This is a genomic window from Modicisalibacter sp. MOD 31.J, from assembly GCF_020147985.1.
GTDB lineage: Bacteria > Pseudomonadota > Gammaproteobacteria > Pseudomonadales > Halomonadaceae > Modicisalibacter > Modicisalibacter coralii.
Genome location: NZ_JAGXFF010000005.1, coordinates 560,598 through 579,000, shown reverse-complemented (window position 1 = coordinate 579,000; position 18,403 = coordinate 560,598). Strand labels below are relative to the sequence as shown.

Below are 18,403 nucleotides of genomic sequence, written 5' to 3'. Positions count from 1 at the left end.
GCGCCCCGCGGGGCGCCGGTCTTGACGTCACTCGGTATGAGACTTTAGAATGCCCAGCCTTTAACAGTGGGGTGGGTGCGCCCGTGCCCGCTGTTGAGACGAGGCAATCACTGGAGACAGCTACAGACTATGGCAACGATCAACCAGCTCGTGCGCAAGCCGCGCAAGCGCCCGGTCGCCAAGAGCGACGTGCCGGCGCTGCAGGCCTGCCCGCAGCGCCGCGGGGTCTGCACCCGCGTCTACACCACCACCCCGAAGAAGCCGAACTCGGCCCTGCGTAAGGTCTGCCGCGTGCGCCTGACCAACGGCTACGAGGTCACTTCCTATATCGGCGGTGAAGGCCACAACCTTCAGGAACACTCCGTGGTCCTGATTCGCGGCGGCCGTGTCAAGGACTTGCCGGGTGTGCGTTATCACACCGTGCGCGGGGCCCTGGACACTTCCGGCGTGCAGAACCGCAAGCAGGGCCGTTCCAAGTACGGCACCAAGCGTCCCAAGGCCTGAGGCCACGGGGCTCGCGAGACACTCGCATAACCTTTATCGATACGTAACAACGGTCAGATAAGAGTAAGGTCGAGCGCCGCGTGCGGACTTTCGTGCCGTGCCGGGAGTCTCGGGTTTACCTGAAGGACCCTTCAATTGAGGGCTTATCATGCCTAGAAGAAGAGTTGCGGCCAAGCGCGAGATCCTGCCGGATCCGAAGTTCGGAAGTGAACGCCTGGCCAAGTTCATGAACCATCTGATGATCAGCGGCAAGAAGTCCGTAGCTGAGCGCATCGTCTACGGTGCGCTGGACAGGGTTGCCGAGCGTGCCCAGGAAGCACCGCTGGAAGTCTTCGACAAGGCGCTGGAAGCGATCCAGCCGATGGTCGAGGTCAAGTCCCGCCGTGTCGGCGGCGCGACCTATCAGGTGCCCGTCGAGGTTCGCCCCTCGCGTCGTCAGGCGCTGGCCATGCGCTGGCTGGTCGATGCTGCCCGTAACCGTGGCGAAAAGACCATGGTGCAGCGTCTTGCCGGCGAAATGCTGGACGCCGCCGAAGGCAAGGGCGCTGCCGTGAAGAAGCGTGAAGACGTGCATCGCATGGCAGAAGCCAACAAGGCCTTCTCTCATTACCGCTTCTAATTAACGGGGGTTTCCACCGTGGCACGCAAGACTCCGCTCAAGCGTTACCGCAATATCGGTATCGTGGCCCACGTCGACGCCGGGAAGACCACCACCACCGAGCGTGTCCTGTTCTACACCGGCCTTTCGCACAAGGTCGGCGAGGTCCATGAGGGCGCTGCCACCATGGACTGGATGGAGCAGGAGCAGGAGCGTGGTATCACCATCACCTCCGCCGCGACCACCTGCTTCTGGCAGGGCATGAACAAGCAGTTCGACGAGCACCGTATCAACATCATCGATACCCCGGGGCACGTCGACTTCACCATCGAGGTCGAGCGTTCGCTGCGCGTCCTCGACGGCGCCGTGGTCGTGCTGTGCGGCAGCTCCGGTGTACAGCCGCAGACCGAGACCGTCTGGCGTCAGGCCAACAAGTACGAAGTGCCGCGCATGGTGTTCGTCAACAAGATGGACCGCGCCGGCGCCGACTTCTTCATGGTCGTCGACCAGCTCAAGAGCCGGCTGGGCGCCAACACCGTGCCGATCCAGATCAACTGGGGCGCGGAAGACGGCTTCAAGGGCGTCGTCGACCTGATTCAGATGAAGGCCATCCTCTGGGACGAGGACAACTTCGGCATGAACTACGAGCTCGTCGATATTCCGGCCGAGCTCCAGGAAACTGCCGAGAAGTACCGCGAGGAGATGGTCGAGGCGGCCGCCGAGGCTTCCGAAGAGCTGATGGACAAGTACCTCGAGGAGGGTGAGCTGTCCGAGGCCGACATCAAGGCCGGCCTGCGTCGTCGTACTCTCGACAACGAGATCGTCCTGGTCACCTGCGGCTCCGCGTTCAAGAACAAGGGCGTGCAGGCGGTGCTCGACGGCGTCATCGAGTACATGCCGTCACCCACCGAGGTCAAGGCCATCGAGGGTGAGCTGGACGACAAGGACGGCACCATCGCCACGCGCGAGGCGGACGACAATGCGCCGTTCGCGGCGCTGGCGTTCAAGATCGCCACCGACCCGTTCGTCGGCACCCTGACCTTCATTCGCGTCTATTCCGGCGTGCTGAAGTCAGGCGACAGCGTCTTCAACTCCGTCAAGCAGAAGAAGGAGCGCGTCGGTCGTATCGTCCAGATGCACTCCAACTCCCGCGAGGAGATCAAGGAAGTCTATGCCGGCGACATCGCCGCGTGCATCGGCCTCAAGGATGTCACCACCGGTGATACCCTGTGTGACTTGAACGACAAGATCGTCCTCGAGCGCATGGAGTTCCCGGATCCGGTGATCTCGGTTGCCGTCGAGCCGAAGTCCAAGGCCGACCAGGAGAAGATGGGCGTCGCCCTGGGCAAGCTGGCCCAGGAAGACCCGTCGTTCCGCGTCAAGACCGACGAGGAAACCGGGCAGACGATCATCTCCGGCATGGGCGAGCTGCACCTCGACATCATCGTCGACCGCATGCGTCGCGAGTTCAAGGTCGAGGCCAACATCGGCAAGCCGCAGGTTGCCTATCGCGAGACCATTCGCAGTTCGGTCGAGCAGGAAGGCAAGTTCGTTCGTCAGTCGGGCGGTCGCGGTCAGTACGGTCACGTACACCTGCGCATCGAGCCGCTGACGGCCGAAGACAAGGGCGAGGACGAAGACCTGCACTTCAAGTTCGCGTCCGAGATCGTTGGCGGTGTCGTACCCAAGGAGTACGTGCCGGCCGTCGAGAAAGGGGCCTACGAGCAGCTCCAGAACGGCGTCATCGCGGGCTATCCGATGATTGACGTCAAGGTCACGCTGTTCGACGGTTCCTACCACGACGTGGACTCTAACGAGACCGCGTTCAAGATCGCCTCCTCGATGGCGATCAAGGAAGGTGCTCGCAAGGCTAAGGCCGTGCTGCTCGAGCCGGTGATGAAGGTCGAGGTCGTGACCCCCGAGGAGTTCATGGGTGATGTCATGGGTGACCTTAACCGCCGCCGTGGCCTTGTACAGGGCATGGATGACTCTTCTTCCGGTAAGATCATTCGCGCCACGGTTCCGTTGGCTGAGATGTTCGGTTACGCGACCGATCTGCGTTCTCAGACCCAGGGCCGCGCAAGCTACACCATGGAGTTTGCGGATTACGAAGAGGCGCCCTCCAGCGTCGTTGAAGCCGTCATCAACCAGAACGGTTAACCGTTAGCTAACGTAAAGAGGTTATAGCAGTGGCTAAGGAAAAATTTGAACGCTCCAAACCGCACATCAACGTCGGCACCATCGGTCACGTCGACCACGGCAAGACCACGCTGACGGCGGCTCTGACACGTGTTTCCGCCGAGGTCTTCGGTGGTGACTGGCGTGCCTTCGATACCATCGACAACGCTCCGGAAGAGCGTGAGCGCGGTATCACCATCGCCACCGCTCACGTCGAGTACCAGTCCGAAACGCGCCACTACGCGCACGTCGACTGCCCGGGGCACGCCGACTACGTCAAGAACATGATCACCGGTGCTGCCCAGATGGACGGCGCCATCCTGGTCTGCAGCGCGGCCGACGGCCCCATGCCGCAGACTCGCGAGCACATCCTGCTGTCGCGTCAGGTCGGCGTGCCGTACATCGTCGTGTTCCTGAACAAGGCCGACATGGTCGACGACGAAGAGCTGCTCGAGCTGGTCGAAATGGAAGTTCGCGAACTCCTCAACGAGTACGACTTCCCGGGTGACGACACCCCGATCATCATCGGCTCCGCGCTGATGGCGCTGGAAGGCAAGGATGACAACGGCATGGGTACCACCGCCGTTGCCAACCTGATCAAGGCCCTGGACGAGTACATTCCGGAGCCGGAGCGCGCCATCGACCAGCCGTTCCTGATGCCGATCGAGGACGTGTTCTCGATCTCCGGTCGCGGCACCGTGGTTACCGGTCGCGTCGAGCGCGGCATCGTCAAGACCGGCGACGAAGTCGAGATCGTCGGTCTCAAGGACACCACCAAGACCACCGTTACCGGTGTCGAGATGTTCCGCAAGCTGCTCGACGAAGGTCGTGCCGGCGAGAACATCGGTGCCCTGCTGCGCGGTACCAAGCGTGACGACGTCGAGCGTGGCCAGGTCCTGGCCAAGCCGGGCACCATCACGCCGCACACCGTGTTCGAAGCGGAAGTCTACGTGCTGTCCAAGGAAGAAGGCGGTCGTCACACCCCGTTCTTCAAGGGCTACCGTCCGCAGTTCTACTTCCGTACCACCGACGTGACCGGCACCTGTGAGCTGCCGGAAGGCGTCGAGATGGTCATGCCGGGCGACAACGTCCAGATGACCGTCACCCTGATCGCGCCGATCGCCATGGAAGACGGCCTGCGCTTCGCGGTTCGCGAAGGCGGTCGTACCGTCGGCGCCGGCGTCGTCGCCAAGATCATTCAGTAAGCGCGACTTTCTGATGATCGAAGGGGGCCCTGCAAGGGGCCCCCTTTCTGCGCATGTCGGCGCCCGTTTGACTCTGGGCGTCTGCATGCCTATAATGCGCATCCTTTAAATGCGTGGGTAGGCGGCGAGCGCCGTCGACATCCATTGGAGTTTAGGGCTAATGCAGAACCAGAAGATTCGCATTCGGCTGAAGGCGTTCGATCACCGCCTGATCGACCAGTCCGCTCAGGAAATCGTGGATACCGCGAAGCGGACCGGTGCACAGGTGCGTGGGCCGATCCCTCTGCCGACCAATCGTGAGCGCTATACAGTGCTGATCTCGCCGCACGTCAACAAGGACGCGCGCGACCAGTACGAGATTCGCACTCACAAGCGCGTGCTCGACATCGTCGAGCCGACGGAAAAGACCGTCGATGCGCTGATGAAGCTCGACCTCGCCGCCGGCGTGGACGTTCAGATCAAGCTCGACTGATACCACACTAGACACTCGCGGCACCGCGCTGGCCGACGCCAGCAGCAGCCGCCACGCCGGGATGGCGTCATACAACGTGCTAGTGGAATGCTCTGGAAAGGGCAGCCATAGCGGGTGATAGCCCCGTACACTAAAGGAGACTAAGCATGACTATCGGTTTGGTCGGCAAGAAAAGCGGCATGACCCGCATCTTTGTCGAAGACGGCACTTCCGTGCCCGTAACCGTGATCGAGGTTGAGCCCAACCGCGTGACTCGCGTCAAGAGCGTCGAAAGCGACGGCTACAGCGCGGTTCAGGTGACAACCGGCTCCCGCAAGGCCAAGCATCTCACCAAGGCGACTGCCGGTCAGTACGCCAAGGCGGGTATCGAGGCCGGTCGCAAACTGATGGAGTTCCGCCTCAACGAAGGCGACGAGGCTCCGGAAGTGGGCGGCGAACTTTCCGTATCCCTCTTCGAAGCTGGTCAGAAGGTCGACGTGACCGGCACCTCCAAGGGTAAGGGTTACCAGGGCGCCGTTAAGCGCTGGAACTTCCGCACCCAGGACAACAGCCACGGCAACTCCCTGTCCCACCGGGCACCCGGCTCCATCGGTCAGTGTCAGACCCCGGGGCGTGTCTTCAAGGGCAAGAAAATGGCCGGTCAGCTGGGCAACGAGCGCGTCACCGTGCAGAGCCTGGAAATCGTCCGCGTCGATGCCGAACGCAATCTGCTGCTGATCAAGGGTGCCGTTCCCGGCGCGCCGGGCAGCGATGTGATCGTTCGCCGTGCCGTGAAAGCTCGCTGAGGGGTAAAGACCGATGAATCTGAATCTTGCAGGTGCTGGCGGCACCGTCGAAGTCGCCGACGCTACCTTTGGCAAAGAGTTCAACGAAGCGCTGGTCCACCAGGTCGTCACCGCCTATCTCGCGGCCGGTCGCCAGGGTACCCGCGCCCAGAAGAACCGTTCCGACGTGCGTGGCGGCGGCAAGAAGCCGTGGCGCCAGAAGGGCACCGGTCGCGCCCGCGCCGGTACCATCCGTTCGCCGCTGTGGCGTAGCGGTGGCGTGACCTTCGCCGCGCGTCCCCAGGACTACACGCAGAAAGTCAACCGCAAGATGTACCGTGCGGCGATGCGTTCGATCCTCTCCGAGCTGATCCGCCAGGAGCGTCTGGTGGTGGTCGAGGAGTTCGCCGTCGAGACGCCCAAGACCAAGCAGCTGGTCGCCAAGCTCGGTGAGCTGGGCCTCGAGAAGGCGCTGATCGTCACCGACGAGGTCGACGAGAAGCTCTACCTGGCCGCGCGCAACATCCCCAACGTGGATGTCGTCGACGTCCCCGCTGCCGATCCGGTGAGCCTGGTCGCCTTCGACAAGGTGCTGGTCACCGTCTCCGCTCTGCGCAAATTCGAGGAGAAGCTGGCATGAACCAGGAACGCCTATTCAAGGTTCTGCTCGGACCGCACGTGACCGAGAAGGCCGCTTTCGCCGCCGAGAACAACCAGTACGTGTTCAAGGTGGCCAGTGACGCGACCAAGCCGGAGATCAAGGCGGCCGTGCAGACGCTGTTCGGCAAGAAGGTCGATAGCGTCCAGGTCCTCAACGTGAAGGGCAAGACCAAGCGCACCCTGCATGGCACGGGCCTGCGCAAGGGCTACCGCAAGGCCTACGTCACGCTGGCCGCGGGCGAGACCCTCGAAGACTTCTCTGGCGCCGAGTAAGGCAGGAGTACGGATCATGGCAGTAGTCAAGACGAAACCCACATCCGCCGGTCGTCGCCACGTCGTCAAGATCGTCGGCGAAGCGCTCTACAAGGGCCGGCCCTACGCGCCGCTGCTCGAGAAGAACTCGAAGTCCGGCGGGCGTAACAATCATGGCCGCATCACCACGCGTCACGTGGGCGGCGGCCATCGGCATCACTATCGCCTGATCGACTTCAAGCGCACCAAGGATGGCGTTCCCGCCACCGTCGAGCGCCTGGAGTACGATCCCAATCGCAGCGCCCACATCGCGCTGCTGAAGTACCTGGACGGCGAGCGTCGCTACATCATCGCGCCCAAGGGCGTGAGTGCCGGCGACCAGCTGGAATCCGGTGTCAACGCACCGATCAAGCGCGGCAACGCGCTGCCGCTGCGCAACATTCCGCTGGGTTCCACCGTCCATTGCATCGAGCTCAAGCCCGGCAAGGGCGCCCAGATCGCGCGTAGCGCCGGTGCCAGCGCTCAGCTGGTGGCCCGCGAAGGCAACTACGCCACCCTGCGTCTGCGCTCCGGCGAGATGCGCAAGGTGCTGGCGGAATGCCGCGCGACCCTGGGCGAGGTGAGCAACTCCGAGCACAGCCTGCGTCAACTCGGCAAGGCCGGTGCCAAACGCTGGCGCGGTGTGCGCCCGACCGTTCGCGGCGTGGCCATGAACCCGGTGGACCACCCTCACGGCGGCGGTGAAGGCCGCACCAGTGGCGGTCGTCATCCGGTGTCTCCGTGGGGTATCCCCACCAAGGGCCACAAGACCCGCAAGAACAAGCGCACCGACAAGCTGATCGTTCGTCGCCGCAAGGCCAAGTAACAGACATTAAGAGGTAACGGCTGTGCCACGTTCACTGAAGAAAGGTCCCTTTATCGACCTTCATCTGTTGAAGAAGGTCGAAGTCGCCGCGGAAAAGAACGACCGCAAACCGATCAAGACCTGGTCGCGTCGTTCGATGATCCTGCCCAACATGGTCGGGCTCACCATCGCGGTCCACAACGGTCGCCAGCATGTCCCGGTGCACGTCTCCGAGGAAATGGTCGGCCACAAGCTGGGCGAGTTCGCTGCTACCCGCACCTATCGCGGCCACGCGGCGGACAAGAAAGCCAAACGGTAAGCCGAGAGAGGATTAGAGATGGAAGTCACAGCAAAGCTGCGTGGCGCTAGCTTATCCGCCCAGAAGGCCCGTTTGGTGGCTGACCAGGTGCGCGGTAAGCCGGTCGCCGAAGCACTCGACCTGCTGGCCTTCTCGCCGAAGAAGGCCGCCAAGCTGGTCAAGAAGGTGCTGCAGTCCGCCATCGCGAACGCGGAAGAAAACAACGGCATGGACATCGACGAGCTGCGTGTCTCGACCATCTGTGTCGATGAGGGCATGACGCTCAAGCGCATCCAGCCGCGCGCCAAGGGCCGTGCGGATCGTATCTTGAAGCGCACCTGCCACATCACCGTCAAGGTAGCCGAGAAGTAGGAGTCGACCAGATGGGTCAGAAAGTAAATCCGACAGGCATTCGGCTGGGTATCGTCAAGGATCACACCTCTGTCTGGTACGCCGAGCGCGGTGCCTATGCCGACAAGCTGAACAACGACCTCGCCGTTCGCAGCTTCCTGGAGCAGCGTCTCAAGAACGCCTCCGTGAGCCGCATCACCATCGAGCGTCCGGCGAACAACGCCCGTATCACCATTCACACCGCCCGTCCGGGCATCGTGATCGGCAAGAAGGGCGAGGACGTCGATCGTCTGCGTCGCGAGGTCTCCGAGATGATGGGCGTGCCGGTGCACGTCAACATCGAAGAAGTCCGCAAGCCGGAACTCGATGCCCAGCTCGTCGCGCAGAACGTCTGCGGCCAGCTCGAGCGTCGCGTGATGTTCCGTCGCGCCATGAAGCGTGCCGTGCAGAACGCCATGCGCCTGGGTGCCGGCGGCATCAAGATCCAGTTGTCCGGTCGCCTCGGCGGTGCCGAGATCGCCCGTACCGAATGGTATCGCGAAGGCCGTGTGCCGCTGCACACCCTGCGTGCGGACATCGATTACGCCACCTACGAAGCGCACACCACCTACGGCGTCATCGGCGTCAAGGTGTGGATCTTCAAGGGTGAAATCCTCGGGGGCATCGAAGAGGTGCGCGCCAAGCAGAAGCAGCAGGCGCAGGCCGCACCCAAGAAGAAAGGTTCCAAGTAAGGGGAGATGTAATCGATGTTACAACCCAAGCGTACGAAGTTCCGCAAGCAGCAGAAGGGCCGCAACCGTGGCCTGGCGCATCGCGGCAGCAAGGTGAGCTTCGGCGAGTATGGCCTCAAGGCCACCGGCCGGGGTCGCGTCACCGCTCGTCAGATCGAGGCCGGTCGTCGTGCCATCACTCGTCACGTCAAGCGTGGCGGCAAGATCTGGATCCGTGTCTTCCCGGACAAGCCGGTGACCAACAAGCCGCTGGAAGTCCGTATGGGTAAGGGCAAGGGCTCCGTCGAGTACTGGGTCGCGCAGATCCAGCCCGGCAAGGTGCTCTATGAGATCGAAGGGGTTCCGGAAGAGCTGGCGCGTGAAGCCTTTGCGCTGGCCGCCCAGAAATTCCCGGTCTCGACCACCTTTGTGAAACGGACGGTGATGTGATGAAAGCCCAGGAAATTCGTGAGAAATCGGTCGAAGCGCTGCAGGAGCAGCTTTTCGAACTCCTCCGTGAGCAGTTCAACCTGCGCATGCAGAAGGCCACCGGCCAGTTGAGCCAGACCCATCTGCTCAAGCAGGTACGTCGGGATATCGCCCGCGTGAAGACGGTGCTCAACGAGAAGGCAGGTGACTGAGATGGCCGAAGAGAAGAAAGCCCGTACGCTCACCGGCAAGGTGGTGAGCGACAAGATGGACAAGTCGATTGTCGTGGTGATCGAGCGCCGTGTGCGCCATCCGATCTACGGCAAGTACATGAAGCGCTCCACCAAGCTGCACGCCCATGACGAGGCGAACCAGGCGAAGCTGGGCGATACGGTCTCCATCGAGGAGTGCCGTCCGCTGTCGAAGCGCAAGTCCTGGACCCTGGTCGAGGTCGTCGAGCAGGCCAAGGGCTGAACGGCTCGCGCCTGAAACCAGTGCAGTCAGATTAGGTTTGGAGAAAACCGATGATTCAGACTCAGACAATGCTGGATGTCGCCGACAACAGCGGGGCGCGCCGGGTGCAGTGCATCAAGGTGTTGGGCGGTTCTCACCGTCGCTACGCCCGCGTTGGTGACATCATCAAGGTAACGGTGAAGGAAGCGATTCCGCGTGGCAAGGTCAAGAAAGGCCAGGTCATGAAGGCGGTCGTGGTCCGCACCCGTAGTGGCGTCCGTCGTTCCGACGGTTCGCTGATCCGCTTCGATGGAAATGCGGCGGTTCTGTTGAACAACACCAACGAACAGCCGGTCGGCACCCGTATTTTCGGGCCGGTCACTCGTGAACTCCGTACCGAGAAGTTCATGAAGATCATTTCCTTGGCGCCTGAAGTGCTGTAAGGAGCGAGGCGGATATGCAAAAGATCAAACGTGACGATGAAGTGATCGTCATCGCCGGCAAGGACAAGGGCAAGCGGGGCACGATCAAGCGCGTCCTCAAGGACGGCCGCTACGTGGTCTCGGGTGTGAACATGATCAAGCGTCACACCAAGCCCAACCCCATGCTGGGCAACCAGGGGGGTATCGTCGAGCGCGAGGCTCCGATTCACGCGTCCAACGTGGCCATCTTCAATTCGGAGACCGGCAAAGCGGATCGCGTCGGCTTCCAGATCCAGGAAGACGGTACCAAGGTACGTATCTACAAGTCGACGCAGAAGCAGATCGACGCCTAACGCGAGTCGGATAGCAAAATGGCGAACTTGAAAGAACGTTATCAGAACGAGGTGGTGGCTCAACTCCGAGAGCAGTTCAGCTACGCCAACGTGATGCAGGTGCCGCGGATCACCAAGGTTACCCTGAACATGGGTATCGGCGACGCGACCAGCGACAAGAAGCTGATCGACAACGCCGTCGGCGACCTGGAGAAGCTCTCCGGTCAGAAGCCGGTGATCACCAAGGCACGCAAGTCCATCGCGGGCTTCAAGGTCCGTGAAGGCTGGCCGATCGGGATCAAGGTCACCCTGCGCCGCGAGCGCATGTGGGACTTCCTGGATCGCCTGGTTAACATCGCGATTCCCCGTGTTCGCGACTTCCGGGGCCTGAACCCCAAGTCGTTCGACGGGCGTGGCAACTACTCGATGGGTGTGCGTGAGCAGATCATCTTCCCGGAGATCGAATATGATAAGATCGACCGGATTCGTGGTCTCGATGTCACCATCACCACCACTGCCAACAGCGATGAAGAAGGCCGTGCGCTGCTGAGCGCGCTGAACTTCCCGTTCAAGAAATAAGGGTGGGATCATGGCAAAGAAAAGCATGATTGAGCGTGAGCAGAAGCGCGCGAAGCTGGTCGACAAATACGCCGCCAAGCGTGCCGAGCTCAAGGCTGTCATCTACGACGTCAACGCTTCTGACGAAGAGCGCTTCGACGCCCAGCTCAAGCTGCAGTCGTTGCCGCGCGACTCCAGTCCGGTCCGTCAGCGTAACCGCTGCCGCGTGACCGGTCGTCCGCACGGCTTCTACAACAAGTTCGGCTTGGGTCGCAACAAGCTGCGTGAAGCCGCCATGCGTGGCGATGTGCCCGGACTCAAGAAGTCCAGCTGGTAACGTCACGTCGAGAATCAGGAGCGCAACGTAATGAGCATGCAAGATACGCTGGCGGATATGTTCACCCGTATCCGCAATGCGCAGATGGCCACCAAGGAAGCGGTCTCCATGCCGTCTTCCAAGCTCAAGGTCGAGGTGGCCCGCGTATTGAAGGAAGAGGGTTACATCAACGACTTCGCCGTGGCCGAAGGCGCCAAGCCGGAGCTGGCGGTGACCCTCAAGTACTTCGAGGGCAAGCCGGTCATCGAGCACATCCAGCGCGTTTCCAAGCCGTCCCTGCGGATCTACAAGGGCAAGGACGAGCTGCCGAAAGTCGCGGATGGCCTGGGGGTCGCTATCGTCTCCACCTCCCGGGGCGTGATGACCGACCGTGCCGCGCGTCAAGCCGGCATCGGCGGTGAAGTCATCTGCACCGTATTCTAGGAGTGACGAATGTCCCGCATAGCCAAATATCCGGTTAAACTGCCGAGCGGCGTCGAGGTCAAGTTCGACGGCGACCAGCTGTCCGTCAAGGGCAGCCAGGGCGCGCTGAGCACGACCGTTCACCCTGACGTGGTGATCGGCCAGGAAGAGGGTCAGCTGACCTTCGCGCCGAGCGAGTCCGCCAAGAGCTGGGCGATGGCCGGTACCACTCGTGCACTGGTCCAGAACATGGTCACCGGTGTTACCGAGGGCTTCACCAAGTCCCTCGAGATCAATGGCGTCGGCTACCGTGCCCAGGCAAGTGGCAAGACGCTGAACCTGACACTCGGCTTCTCCCACCCGGTCGAATACACGCTGCCCGAGGGTGTCACGGCGGAAACGCCCAAGAACACCACCATCGTGCTGAAGAGCGCGAGCAAGCAGCAGCTCGGCCAGGTTGCCGCGGAAATTCGCGCCTTCCGTCCGCCCGAGCCCTACAAGGGCAAGGGTATCCGGTACGGCGACGAACAAGTCCGCCGCAAAGAAGCCAAGAAGAAGTAAGGCAGGGTTATGAACGCGAAGAAAGAATCTCGTCTCCGTCGTGCCCGCCGCGCTCGCGCCAAGATCCGCGAGCTGGGCGTGTATCGCCTGTGCGTCAACCGTACTCCGCGCCACATCTACGCGCAGATCATCTCGCCGGACGGCGGCCAGGTCCTGGCCAGCGCGTCCACGCTCGACAAGAGCCTGCGCGAGGAGAGCACCGGCAACGCCGCCGCCGCCGCCAAGGTGGGCGAGCTGATTGCCGCGCGCGCCAAGGAAGCGGGTATCACCCAGGTTGCCTTCGATCGTGCCGGGTTCAAGTACCACGGCCGCGTCAAGGCCCTGGCCGATGCCGCACGTGAAGGCGGTCTGGAATTCTAAAGGGTTTTACGATGGCGAATATCGAACAGAAAGGCGGCGACCTGCAGGAAAAGCTGGTGCAGGTCAATCGTGTCGCCAAGGTGGTCAAGGGCGGCCGCATCTTCGGTTTCACCGCGCTGACCGTCGTCGGTGACGGCAACGGCCGTGTCGGCTTCGGCCGCGGCAAGGCCCGCGAGGTGCCGGTCGCGATCCAGAAGGCGATGGACCAGGCTCGTCGCAACATGGTCAAGGTCAGCCTGCGTGGCAGCACGCTGCAGTACCCGGTGAAGGCCCGTCATGGCGCCTCCAAGGTGTTCATGCAGCCGGCCTCCGAAGGTACCGGCATCATCGCCGGCGGTGCCATGCGTTCCGTGCTCGAGCTGGCCGGCGTCCACGACGTTCTGGCCAAGTGCTACGGTTCCACCAACCCGGTCAACGTGGTGCGCGCGACCATCAATGGTCTGTCCTCCATGCAATCACCGGACGACATCGCCGCCAAGCGCGGCCTGTCCGTCGAAGAGATCGCGGGGTAAGGCACCATGGCAGCGAAGATCAAGGTTACACAGGTCCGCAGCACCATCGGCGTCCTGGAAAAGCACAAGGCCACCATGCGCGGTCTTGGCCTGCGCCGGATCGGACACACCGTCGAGTTGGAAGACACCCCTGCCGTACGCGGTATGGTCAACAAGGTTAACTACCTTGTGCGTGTTGAGGGAGAGTAATCCATGAAACTCAATAGCCTGAGCCCGGCTCCGGGTTCCAAGCACGCCGAGAAGCGTGTCGGCCGCGGCATCGGCTCCGGTCTGGGCAAGACCGGCGGCCGCGGCCACAAGGGCCAGAAGTCTCGTAACGGCGGCGGCGTCAAGCCCGGTTTCGAGGGCGGTCAGATGCCGTTGCAGCGTCGTCTGCCCAAGTTCGGCTTCACGTCCGCCAAGTCGCTTCAGTCCGAGGAAGTTCGCCTCGCCGAACTGGCCAAGGTCGAGGGTGACGTCGCCGATCTGGACACGCTGAAGAAGGCCAACGTGCTCAAGGATGCCACGCGTTACGCGAAGGTGATCCTCTCCGGCGAACTGAACAAGGCGGTCACCGTCCGCGGTCTCAAGGTCACCCAGGGTGCCCGGGCCGCGATCGAAGCCGCCGGCGGCAAGGTCGAGGACTAAATGGCTAAGTCAGGAAACATGCCGGCGATGGGTGGTAGCGGCTTGAGTGAACTCTGGGCGCGGTTGCGCTTCGTGTTCATCGCCATCGTGGTGTACCGCATCGGTGCCCACATCCCCGTTCCCGGTATCGATCCTGACCAGCTCGCTGCCTTGTTCAGGGAAAACCAGGGCACCATCCTGGGCATGTTCAACATGTTCTCGGGCGGTGCGCTGCAGCGCATGAGCATCTTCGCGCTGGGCATCATGCCCTACATCTCCGCGTCGATCATCATGCAGCTTCTGACGGCGGTCTCGCCCCAGCTGGAGCAGCTGAAGAAGGAAGGTGAGGCCGGCCGGCGCAAGATCAGCCAGTACACCCGCTACGGCACGGTGTTGCTGGCCTTGATCCAGGCGACCGGCATGGCAGTCGGTCTGGTCGGGCAGGGCGTGACGTATACCGGCGACCTCAGCTTTTACTTCACGGCGATCGTCTCGTTCGTCGCCGGTGCGGTGTTCCTGATGTGGCTGGGCGAGCAGATCACCGAAAAGGGGATCGGCAACGGCATCTCGCTGATCATCTTCGCCGGCATCGTCGCCGGGCTGCCGAGCGCGATCGGCCAGTCCTTCGAGCTGGCGCGCAACGATGGCGCGTGGAACGTGCTGCCGCTGCTGGCCCTGTCGCTGCTGGCGATCGCCACCGTGGCCTTCGTGGTGTTCATCGAACGCGGCCAGCGCCGCATCACGGTGAACTATCCGCGCCGCCAGGTGGGCAACAAGATGTATGCGGGGCAGAGCAGCTATCTGCCGCTCAAGGTCAACATGGCCGGGGTCATTCCGGCGATCTTCGCCTCGAGCATCCTGCTGTTTCCGGCCTCGATCGGCCAGTGGCTGGGTTCCGCCGACGGCTTCGAGTGGCTGCAGGTGATCTCGCAGTCGCTGGGCCCGGGGCAGCCGCTGTACATCTTGCTTTTCGCCGCTGCAGTGGTATTCTTCTGCTTCTTTTACACGGCGCTGGTCTTCAATCCCAAGGACGTGGCCGACAACCTCAAGAAGTCAGGTGCGTTCCTGCCGGGTATCCGCCCCGGCGAGCAGACCGCTCGCTACGTCGACAAGGTGATGACACGCCTGACGTTGTTCGGCGCCCTCTACATCACCGCCGTCTCCCTGATGCCGCAGTTCCTGATCATCGCCTGGAACGTTCCGTTCTTCTTCGGCGGTACCTCGCTGCTGATCGTGGTGGTGGTGATCATGGACTTCATGGCCCAGGTCCAGTCGCACCTGATGTCGCATCAGTACGAGTCGGTGATGAAGAAGTCCAACCTGAAAGGCTACGGAAGTGGCGGCCTGATGCGCTGAGGCGCGGGTCCGCTGCGTAATGGAGAGAACGATGAAAGTTCGAGCTTCCGTCAAGAAAATGTGCCGCAACTGCAAGATCATTCGGCGCAATGGCGCGGTCCGCGTCATCTGCACCGAGCCGCGGCACAAGCAGCGCCAGGGCTGAGCCCTGCGCTGATCGAAAGCGGGCGCCGGCTTACACCCTTGTCCCGAGAGGGACAAAGGTGTAAGCTGTTGCGCCCTTTGTAGATACCAATCGAGCAAGCCGCTCAAATTTCGGAGTAAGCTGATGGCCCGTATTGCAGGCGTCAATATCCCGGACAACAAGCATGCGGCGATCTCGCTGACCTATATCTTCGGGATTGGCCGCACTCGCGCACAGGACATCTGTGTCGCGGTCGGCATCGAGCCGACGACCAAGGTGCAGGAGCTGTCCGCCGAACAGGTGGATGCCCTGCGCACAGAAGTCGGCAAGTATACCGTTGAAGGCGACCTTCGCCGTGATACGACGCTGAACATCAAGCGTCTCATGGACCTGGGTTGCTATCGTGGTCTGCGCCATCGTCGTGGTCTTCCGCTGCGCGGCCAGCGCACCAAGACCAATGCGCGTACCCGCAAGGGCCCGCGCAAGCCGATCCGCAAATAACACGTTCTGGCGTTTAGACAGGAATAGACATCAACATGGCTAACCCGCGTAGTAACCGTAAAAAGGTGAAAAAGCAGGTAGTGGATGCGGTTGCCCACATCCATGCCTCTTTTAACAACACGATCGTGACGATCACAGACCGCCAGGGCAACGCTCTTTCCTGGGCGACTGCCGGTGGTTCGGGTTTTCGTGGTTCTCGCAAGAGCACCCCGTTCGCAGCTCAAGTGGCGAGTGAACGTGCAGCGACTGCTGCAGCCGAGTATGGTGTGAAAAACGTCGACGTGCTGGTCAAAGGCCCCGGTCCGGGCCGTGAGTCCGCCGTGCGTGCACTGAATGCCGCCGGTTTCCGCGTGCAGAGCATCACCGACGCGACGCCCGTTCCCCACAACGGCTGCCGTCCGCCGAAGAAACGCCGCGTTTAAGGAGACAGACTCATGGCTCGTTATATTGGACCGAAGTGCAAACTGTCTCGTCGTGAAGGTACCGACCTCTTCCTCAAGAGCGGTGTCACTCCCTTCGAGAAGAAGTGCAAATCCGAGCAGATCCCGGGTGTGCACGGCCAGCGCCGTCAGCGTCTTTCCGACTACGGCTTGCAGCTTCGCGAGAAGCAGAAAGTACGTCGTATCTACGGCGTGCTCGAGAACCAGTTCCGCAACTACTACAAGGAAGCGGCCCGCCTGAAGGGCGCGACCGGTGAGTTGCTGCTGCAGTTGCTCGAATCCCGACTGGACAACGTCGTCTACCGCATGGGCTTCGGCTCGACGCGTGCCGAAGCGCGTCAGCTGGTGAGCCACAAGGCGATCGCCGTCAACGGCAAGACCGTCAACGTGGCGTCCTATCAGGTCCGTCCCGGTGACGTCGTCTCCGTCCGCGAGAAGGCCAAGAATCAGGTGCGCATCCAGAGCGCCCTGCAACTGGCCGGCCAGCGTGGCGACGTCGCCTGGGTCGATGTCGACTCGAAGAAGATGGAAGGCACTTTCAAGGCTGTCCCGGAACGCGGCGACCTGTCTGCCGACATCAACGAAAACCTGATCGTCGAGCTGTACTCGAAGTAAACGTCGCCCCGCGTGATGTCAGGCCTGCGCCGCAGGCCTGGTGTCGAGTACCGAGTATCCGTTTGGCAGCCTGAAAGGTGTTCATATGCAGCGTTCAGTGACAGAGTTTCTCCGTCCTCGCGATATCAAGGTCGAAGAGATCAACGCGCACCACGCGAAGATCGTGCTCGAGCCGTTCGAGCGCGGCTTCGGTCACACCCTGGGGAATGCTCTGCGTCGCATCCTGCTGTCTTCCATGCCCGGTTGCGCCGTGGTAGAGGCGGAAATCGCCGGTGTTGACCACGAATACAGCGCGATCGAAGGGGTTCAGGAGGATGTCATCGAGATCCTTCTCAACCTCAAGGACGTGGCCATCAAGATGCACAGTCGCGACGAGGCCGTGCTCTCGCTGAACAAGCAGGGCCCGTGCATCGTGACTGCCGGTGACATCGCCGCCGACCACGACGTCGAGATCGTCAATCCCGAGCACGTGATTGCCCACGTCAACGAGGGCGCCGAGCTCCAGATGCAGCTCAAGGTCGCTCGTGGTCGTGGCTATGAGCCCGCGGATACCCGTGTCAGTGCGGATGACGAAACCCGGGCCATCGGTCGCCTGCAGCTGGATGCGACCTTCAGCCCCGTGCGTCGCGTTTCCTACGCCGTCGAAGCGGCGCGTGTCGAACAGCGGACCGACCTGGACAAGCTGGTCATCGACCTGGAAACCGACGGCACCCTGGATCCGGAAGAGGCGATCCGTCGCAGCGCGACCATCCTGCAGGAGCAGCTGGGCGCGTTCGTCGACCTGGAAGCCGACAAGGAACAGGAAGTCGAGGAGGAAGAGGATCACATCGATCCCATCCTGCTGCGCCCCGTAGACGATCTCGAGTTGACCGTCCGCAGCGCCAACTGCCTCAAGGCCGAGAACATCTACTACATCGGTGACCTGATTCAGCGCACCGAGGTGGAGCTGTTGAAGACCCCGAACCTCGGCAAGAAGTCCTTGAACGAGATCAAGGACGTCCTGGCAGCGCGCGGCCTGTCCCTGGGCATGCGGCTGGAGAACTGGCCGCCGGCTAGCCTGAAGGACGACAAGGCCTCCGCGTGAGCGTCGACTCGAGTCCCAGTTAAGGAACATAACCATGCGTCATCGTAAGAGTGGTCGTCACCTCAATCGTACGAGCTCGCACCGCCAGGCCATGTTCAAGAACATGTGCGTCTCGCTGGTCGAGCACGAAGTCATCAAGACAACCCTGCCCAAGGCCAAGGAGCTGCGTCGTCACATCGAGCCGCTGATCACCCTGGCCAAGCAGGACAGCGTCGCCAACCGTCGTCTGGCCTTCAGCCGGACCCGCTCCAAGGAAGCGGTCGGCAAGCTCTTCAACGAGCTCGGCCCGCGTTTCGCCAACCGCCCCGGCGGTTACGTGCGCGTCCTGAAGTGCGGTTACCGCGCCGGCGACAACGCGCCGATGGCCTACGTCGAGCTGATCGACCGTCCGGCCGTCGAGGAAGCTGCCGGCGAGGAGTAAACCCCTCCCGCGCATCTGTCCTGGCTACGCACAACCGGCTTCTCCCCTAGAGGA

32 protein-coding genes are annotated in these 18,403 nt (G+C 62.1%); all 32 read left to right on the top strand.

The annotated features are described in order from the left end of the window. Positions 1-129: 129 nt before the first annotated feature. The 32 genes from rpsL to rplQ all read left to right on the top strand — a co-directional run bounded on the left by rpsL (position 130) and on the right by rplQ (position 18,349). Positions 130-504: a 30S ribosomal protein S12 gene (rpsL, locus tag KGR00_RS19725; RefSeq protein ID WP_026300677.1), complete on the top strand. Its 375-nt coding sequence runs from the start codon at positions 130-132 to the stop codon at positions 502-504. Positions 505-652: 148 nt separating this feature from the next. Then, a complete protein-coding gene (gene rpsG / locus KGR00_RS19720) occupies positions 653-1,123 on the top strand; it encodes a 30S ribosomal protein S7 (protein ID WP_129141365.1) in 471 nt (156 codons plus the stop codon). An 18-nt stretch (positions 1,124-1,141) separates the two neighbouring features. Next, positions 1,142-3,262, top strand: coding sequence for an elongation factor G (gene fusA, locus KGR00_RS19715; protein WP_129141364.1), 2,121 nt, complete (start codon positions 1,142-1,144; stop codon positions 3,260-3,262). A 29-nt stretch (positions 3,263-3,291) separates the two neighbouring features. Then, on the top strand, positions 3,292-4,485 hold the full coding sequence (gene tuf / locus KGR00_RS19710) for an elongation factor Tu (protein ID WP_129141363.1): 1,194 nt from the start codon (positions 3,292-3,294) through the stop codon (positions 4,483-4,485). Positions 4,486-4,645: 160 nt separating this feature from the next. After that, entirely contained in the window at positions 4,646-4,957 is a 312-nt protein-coding gene (rpsJ, locus tag KGR00_RS19705) for a 30S ribosomal protein S10 (RefSeq protein WP_011505728.1), read from the top strand. A 146-nt stretch (positions 4,958-5,103) separates the two neighbouring features. Continuing rightward, positions 5,104-5,742, top strand: coding sequence for a 50S ribosomal protein L3 (gene rplC, locus KGR00_RS19700; protein WP_129141362.1), 639 nt, complete (start codon positions 5,104-5,106; stop codon positions 5,740-5,742). Positions 5,743-5,755: 13 nt separating this feature from the next. Beyond that, positions 5,756-6,361: a 50S ribosomal protein L4 gene (rplD, locus tag KGR00_RS19695; protein ID WP_129141361.1), complete on the top strand. Its 606-nt coding sequence runs from the start codon at positions 5,756-5,758 to the stop codon at positions 6,359-6,361. Beyond that, the gene (gene rplW, locus KGR00_RS19690) at positions 6,358-6,654 is read left to right on the top strand and encodes a 50S ribosomal protein L23 (RefSeq protein WP_129141360.1); all 297 of its coding nucleotides are present in this window, start codon (positions 6,358-6,360) and stop codon (positions 6,652-6,654) included. Before rplD ends, rplW begins: the two co-directional genes overlap by 4 nt. A gap of 16 nt (positions 6,655-6,670) precedes the next feature. Then, positions 6,671-7,498: a 50S ribosomal protein L2 gene (rplB, locus tag KGR00_RS19685; RefSeq protein WP_129141359.1), complete on the top strand. Its 828-nt coding sequence runs from the start codon at positions 6,671-6,673 to the stop codon at positions 7,496-7,498. A gap of 22 nt (positions 7,499-7,520) precedes the next feature. Continuing rightward, positions 7,521-7,796 carry a 30S ribosomal protein S19 gene (rpsS, locus tag KGR00_RS19680; RefSeq protein WP_035470375.1) on the top strand — a complete coding sequence of 92 codons (276 nt, stop codon included), beginning with the start codon at positions 7,521-7,523 and terminating at the stop codon, positions 7,794-7,796. Positions 7,797-7,814: 18 nt separating this feature from the next. After that, positions 7,815-8,147, top strand: a complete 333-nt coding sequence (gene rplV, locus KGR00_RS19675) for a 50S ribosomal protein L22 (RefSeq protein ID WP_129141358.1) — start codon at positions 7,815-7,817, stop codon at positions 8,145-8,147. Between the two features lie 11 nt (positions 8,148-8,158). Continuing rightward, positions 8,159-8,857 carry a 30S ribosomal protein S3 gene (rpsC, locus tag KGR00_RS19670; RefSeq protein WP_129141357.1) on the top strand — a complete coding sequence of 233 codons (699 nt, stop codon included), beginning with the start codon at positions 8,159-8,161 and terminating at the stop codon, positions 8,855-8,857. Between the two features lie 15 nt (positions 8,858-8,872). Further along, on the top strand, positions 8,873-9,286 hold the full coding sequence (gene rplP, locus KGR00_RS19665) for a 50S ribosomal protein L16 (RefSeq protein WP_129141356.1): 414 nt from the start codon (positions 8,873-8,875) through the stop codon (positions 9,284-9,286). After that, positions 9,286-9,477: a 50S ribosomal protein L29 gene (gene rpmC, locus KGR00_RS19660; protein WP_019020535.1), complete on the top strand. Its 192-nt coding sequence runs from the start codon at positions 9,286-9,288 to the stop codon at positions 9,475-9,477. The genes rplP and rpmC overlap by 1 nt, the downstream gene beginning before the upstream one ends. A gap of 1 nt (position 9,478) precedes the next feature. Next, a complete protein-coding gene (rpsQ, locus tag KGR00_RS19655) occupies positions 9,479-9,739 on the top strand; it encodes a 30S ribosomal protein S17 (protein WP_129141375.1) in 261 nt (86 codons plus the stop codon). 50 nt (positions 9,740-9,789) lie between these two features. After that, positions 9,790-10,161 carry a 50S ribosomal protein L14 gene (gene rplN, locus KGR00_RS19650; protein WP_129141355.1) on the top strand — a complete coding sequence of 124 codons (372 nt, stop codon included), beginning with the start codon at positions 9,790-9,792 and terminating at the stop codon, positions 10,159-10,161. A gap of 14 nt (positions 10,162-10,175) precedes the next feature. Then, entirely contained in the window at positions 10,176-10,493 is a 318-nt protein-coding gene (rplX, locus tag KGR00_RS19645; protein ID WP_129141354.1) for a 50S ribosomal protein L24, read from the top strand. An 18-nt stretch (positions 10,494-10,511) separates the two neighbouring features. Next, positions 10,512-11,051 (top strand): 50S ribosomal protein L5, encoded by a 540-nt coding sequence (gene rplE / locus KGR00_RS19640; RefSeq protein ID WP_129141353.1) that lies wholly within the window; start codon positions 10,512-10,514, stop codon positions 11,049-11,051. Positions 11,052-11,061: 10 nt separating this feature from the next. Continuing rightward, entirely contained in the window at positions 11,062-11,367 is a 306-nt protein-coding gene (gene rpsN / locus KGR00_RS19635; protein ID WP_129141352.1) for a 30S ribosomal protein S14, read from the top strand. 30 nt (positions 11,368-11,397) lie between these two features. Then, a complete protein-coding gene (rpsH, locus tag KGR00_RS19630) occupies positions 11,398-11,790 on the top strand; it encodes a 30S ribosomal protein S8 (RefSeq protein WP_129141351.1) in 393 nt (130 codons plus the stop codon). A gap of 9 nt (positions 11,791-11,799) precedes the next feature. Further along, on the top strand, positions 11,800-12,330 hold the full coding sequence (rplF, locus tag KGR00_RS19625) for a 50S ribosomal protein L6 (protein WP_129141350.1): 531 nt from the start codon (positions 11,800-11,802) through the stop codon (positions 12,328-12,330). 9 nt (positions 12,331-12,339) lie between these two features. Then, positions 12,340-12,690, top strand: a complete 351-nt coding sequence (rplR, locus tag KGR00_RS19620) for a 50S ribosomal protein L18 (protein ID WP_129141349.1) — start codon at positions 12,340-12,342, stop codon at positions 12,688-12,690. Positions 12,691-12,701: 11 nt separating this feature from the next. Next, entirely contained in the window at positions 12,702-13,202 is a 501-nt protein-coding gene (gene rpsE, locus KGR00_RS19615; RefSeq protein ID WP_129141348.1) for a 30S ribosomal protein S5, read from the top strand. A gap of 6 nt (positions 13,203-13,208) precedes the next feature. Then, positions 13,209-13,391 carry a 50S ribosomal protein L30 gene (gene rpmD / locus KGR00_RS19610; RefSeq protein ID WP_129141347.1) on the top strand — a complete coding sequence of 61 codons (183 nt, stop codon included), beginning with the start codon at positions 13,209-13,211 and terminating at the stop codon, positions 13,389-13,391. Positions 13,392-13,394: 3 nt separating this feature from the next. Further along, positions 13,395-13,829 carry a 50S ribosomal protein L15 gene (gene rplO / locus KGR00_RS19605; protein WP_129141346.1) on the top strand — a complete coding sequence of 145 codons (435 nt, stop codon included), beginning with the start codon at positions 13,395-13,397 and terminating at the stop codon, positions 13,827-13,829. Continuing rightward, positions 13,830-15,164: a preprotein translocase subunit SecY gene (gene secY / locus KGR00_RS19600; protein WP_129141345.1), complete on the top strand. Its 1,335-nt coding sequence runs from the start codon at positions 13,830-13,832 to the stop codon at positions 15,162-15,164. A 31-nt stretch (positions 15,165-15,195) separates the two neighbouring features. After that, complete coding sequence (rpmJ, locus tag KGR00_RS19595) at positions 15,196-15,309, top strand: 50S ribosomal protein L36 (RefSeq protein ID WP_031384759.1); 114 nt, start codon at positions 15,196-15,198, stop codon at positions 15,307-15,309. 123 nt (positions 15,310-15,432) lie between these two features. After that, positions 15,433-15,789, top strand: coding sequence for a 30S ribosomal protein S13 (gene rpsM, locus KGR00_RS19590; protein ID WP_129141344.1), 357 nt, complete (start codon positions 15,433-15,435; stop codon positions 15,787-15,789). A gap of 35 nt (positions 15,790-15,824) precedes the next feature. After that, entirely contained in the window at positions 15,825-16,211 is a 387-nt protein-coding gene (rpsK, locus tag KGR00_RS19585) for a 30S ribosomal protein S11 (RefSeq protein ID WP_011505752.1), read from the top strand. Positions 16,212-16,223: 12 nt separating this feature from the next. Next, positions 16,224-16,844, top strand: a complete 621-nt coding sequence (gene rpsD, locus KGR00_RS19580) for a 30S ribosomal protein S4 (RefSeq protein WP_129141343.1) — start codon at positions 16,224-16,226, stop codon at positions 16,842-16,844. 85 nt (positions 16,845-16,929) lie between these two features. Continuing rightward, positions 16,930-17,928 (top strand): DNA-directed RNA polymerase subunit alpha, encoded by a 999-nt coding sequence (gene rpoA, locus KGR00_RS19575; RefSeq protein WP_129141342.1) that lies wholly within the window; start codon positions 16,930-16,932, stop codon positions 17,926-17,928. A gap of 34 nt (positions 17,929-17,962) precedes the next feature. Then, on the top strand, positions 17,963-18,349 hold the full coding sequence (rplQ, locus tag KGR00_RS19570; RefSeq protein ID WP_129141341.1) for a 50S ribosomal protein L17: 387 nt from the start codon (positions 17,963-17,965) through the stop codon (positions 18,347-18,349). Positions 18,350-18,403 lie beyond the last annotated feature (54 nt).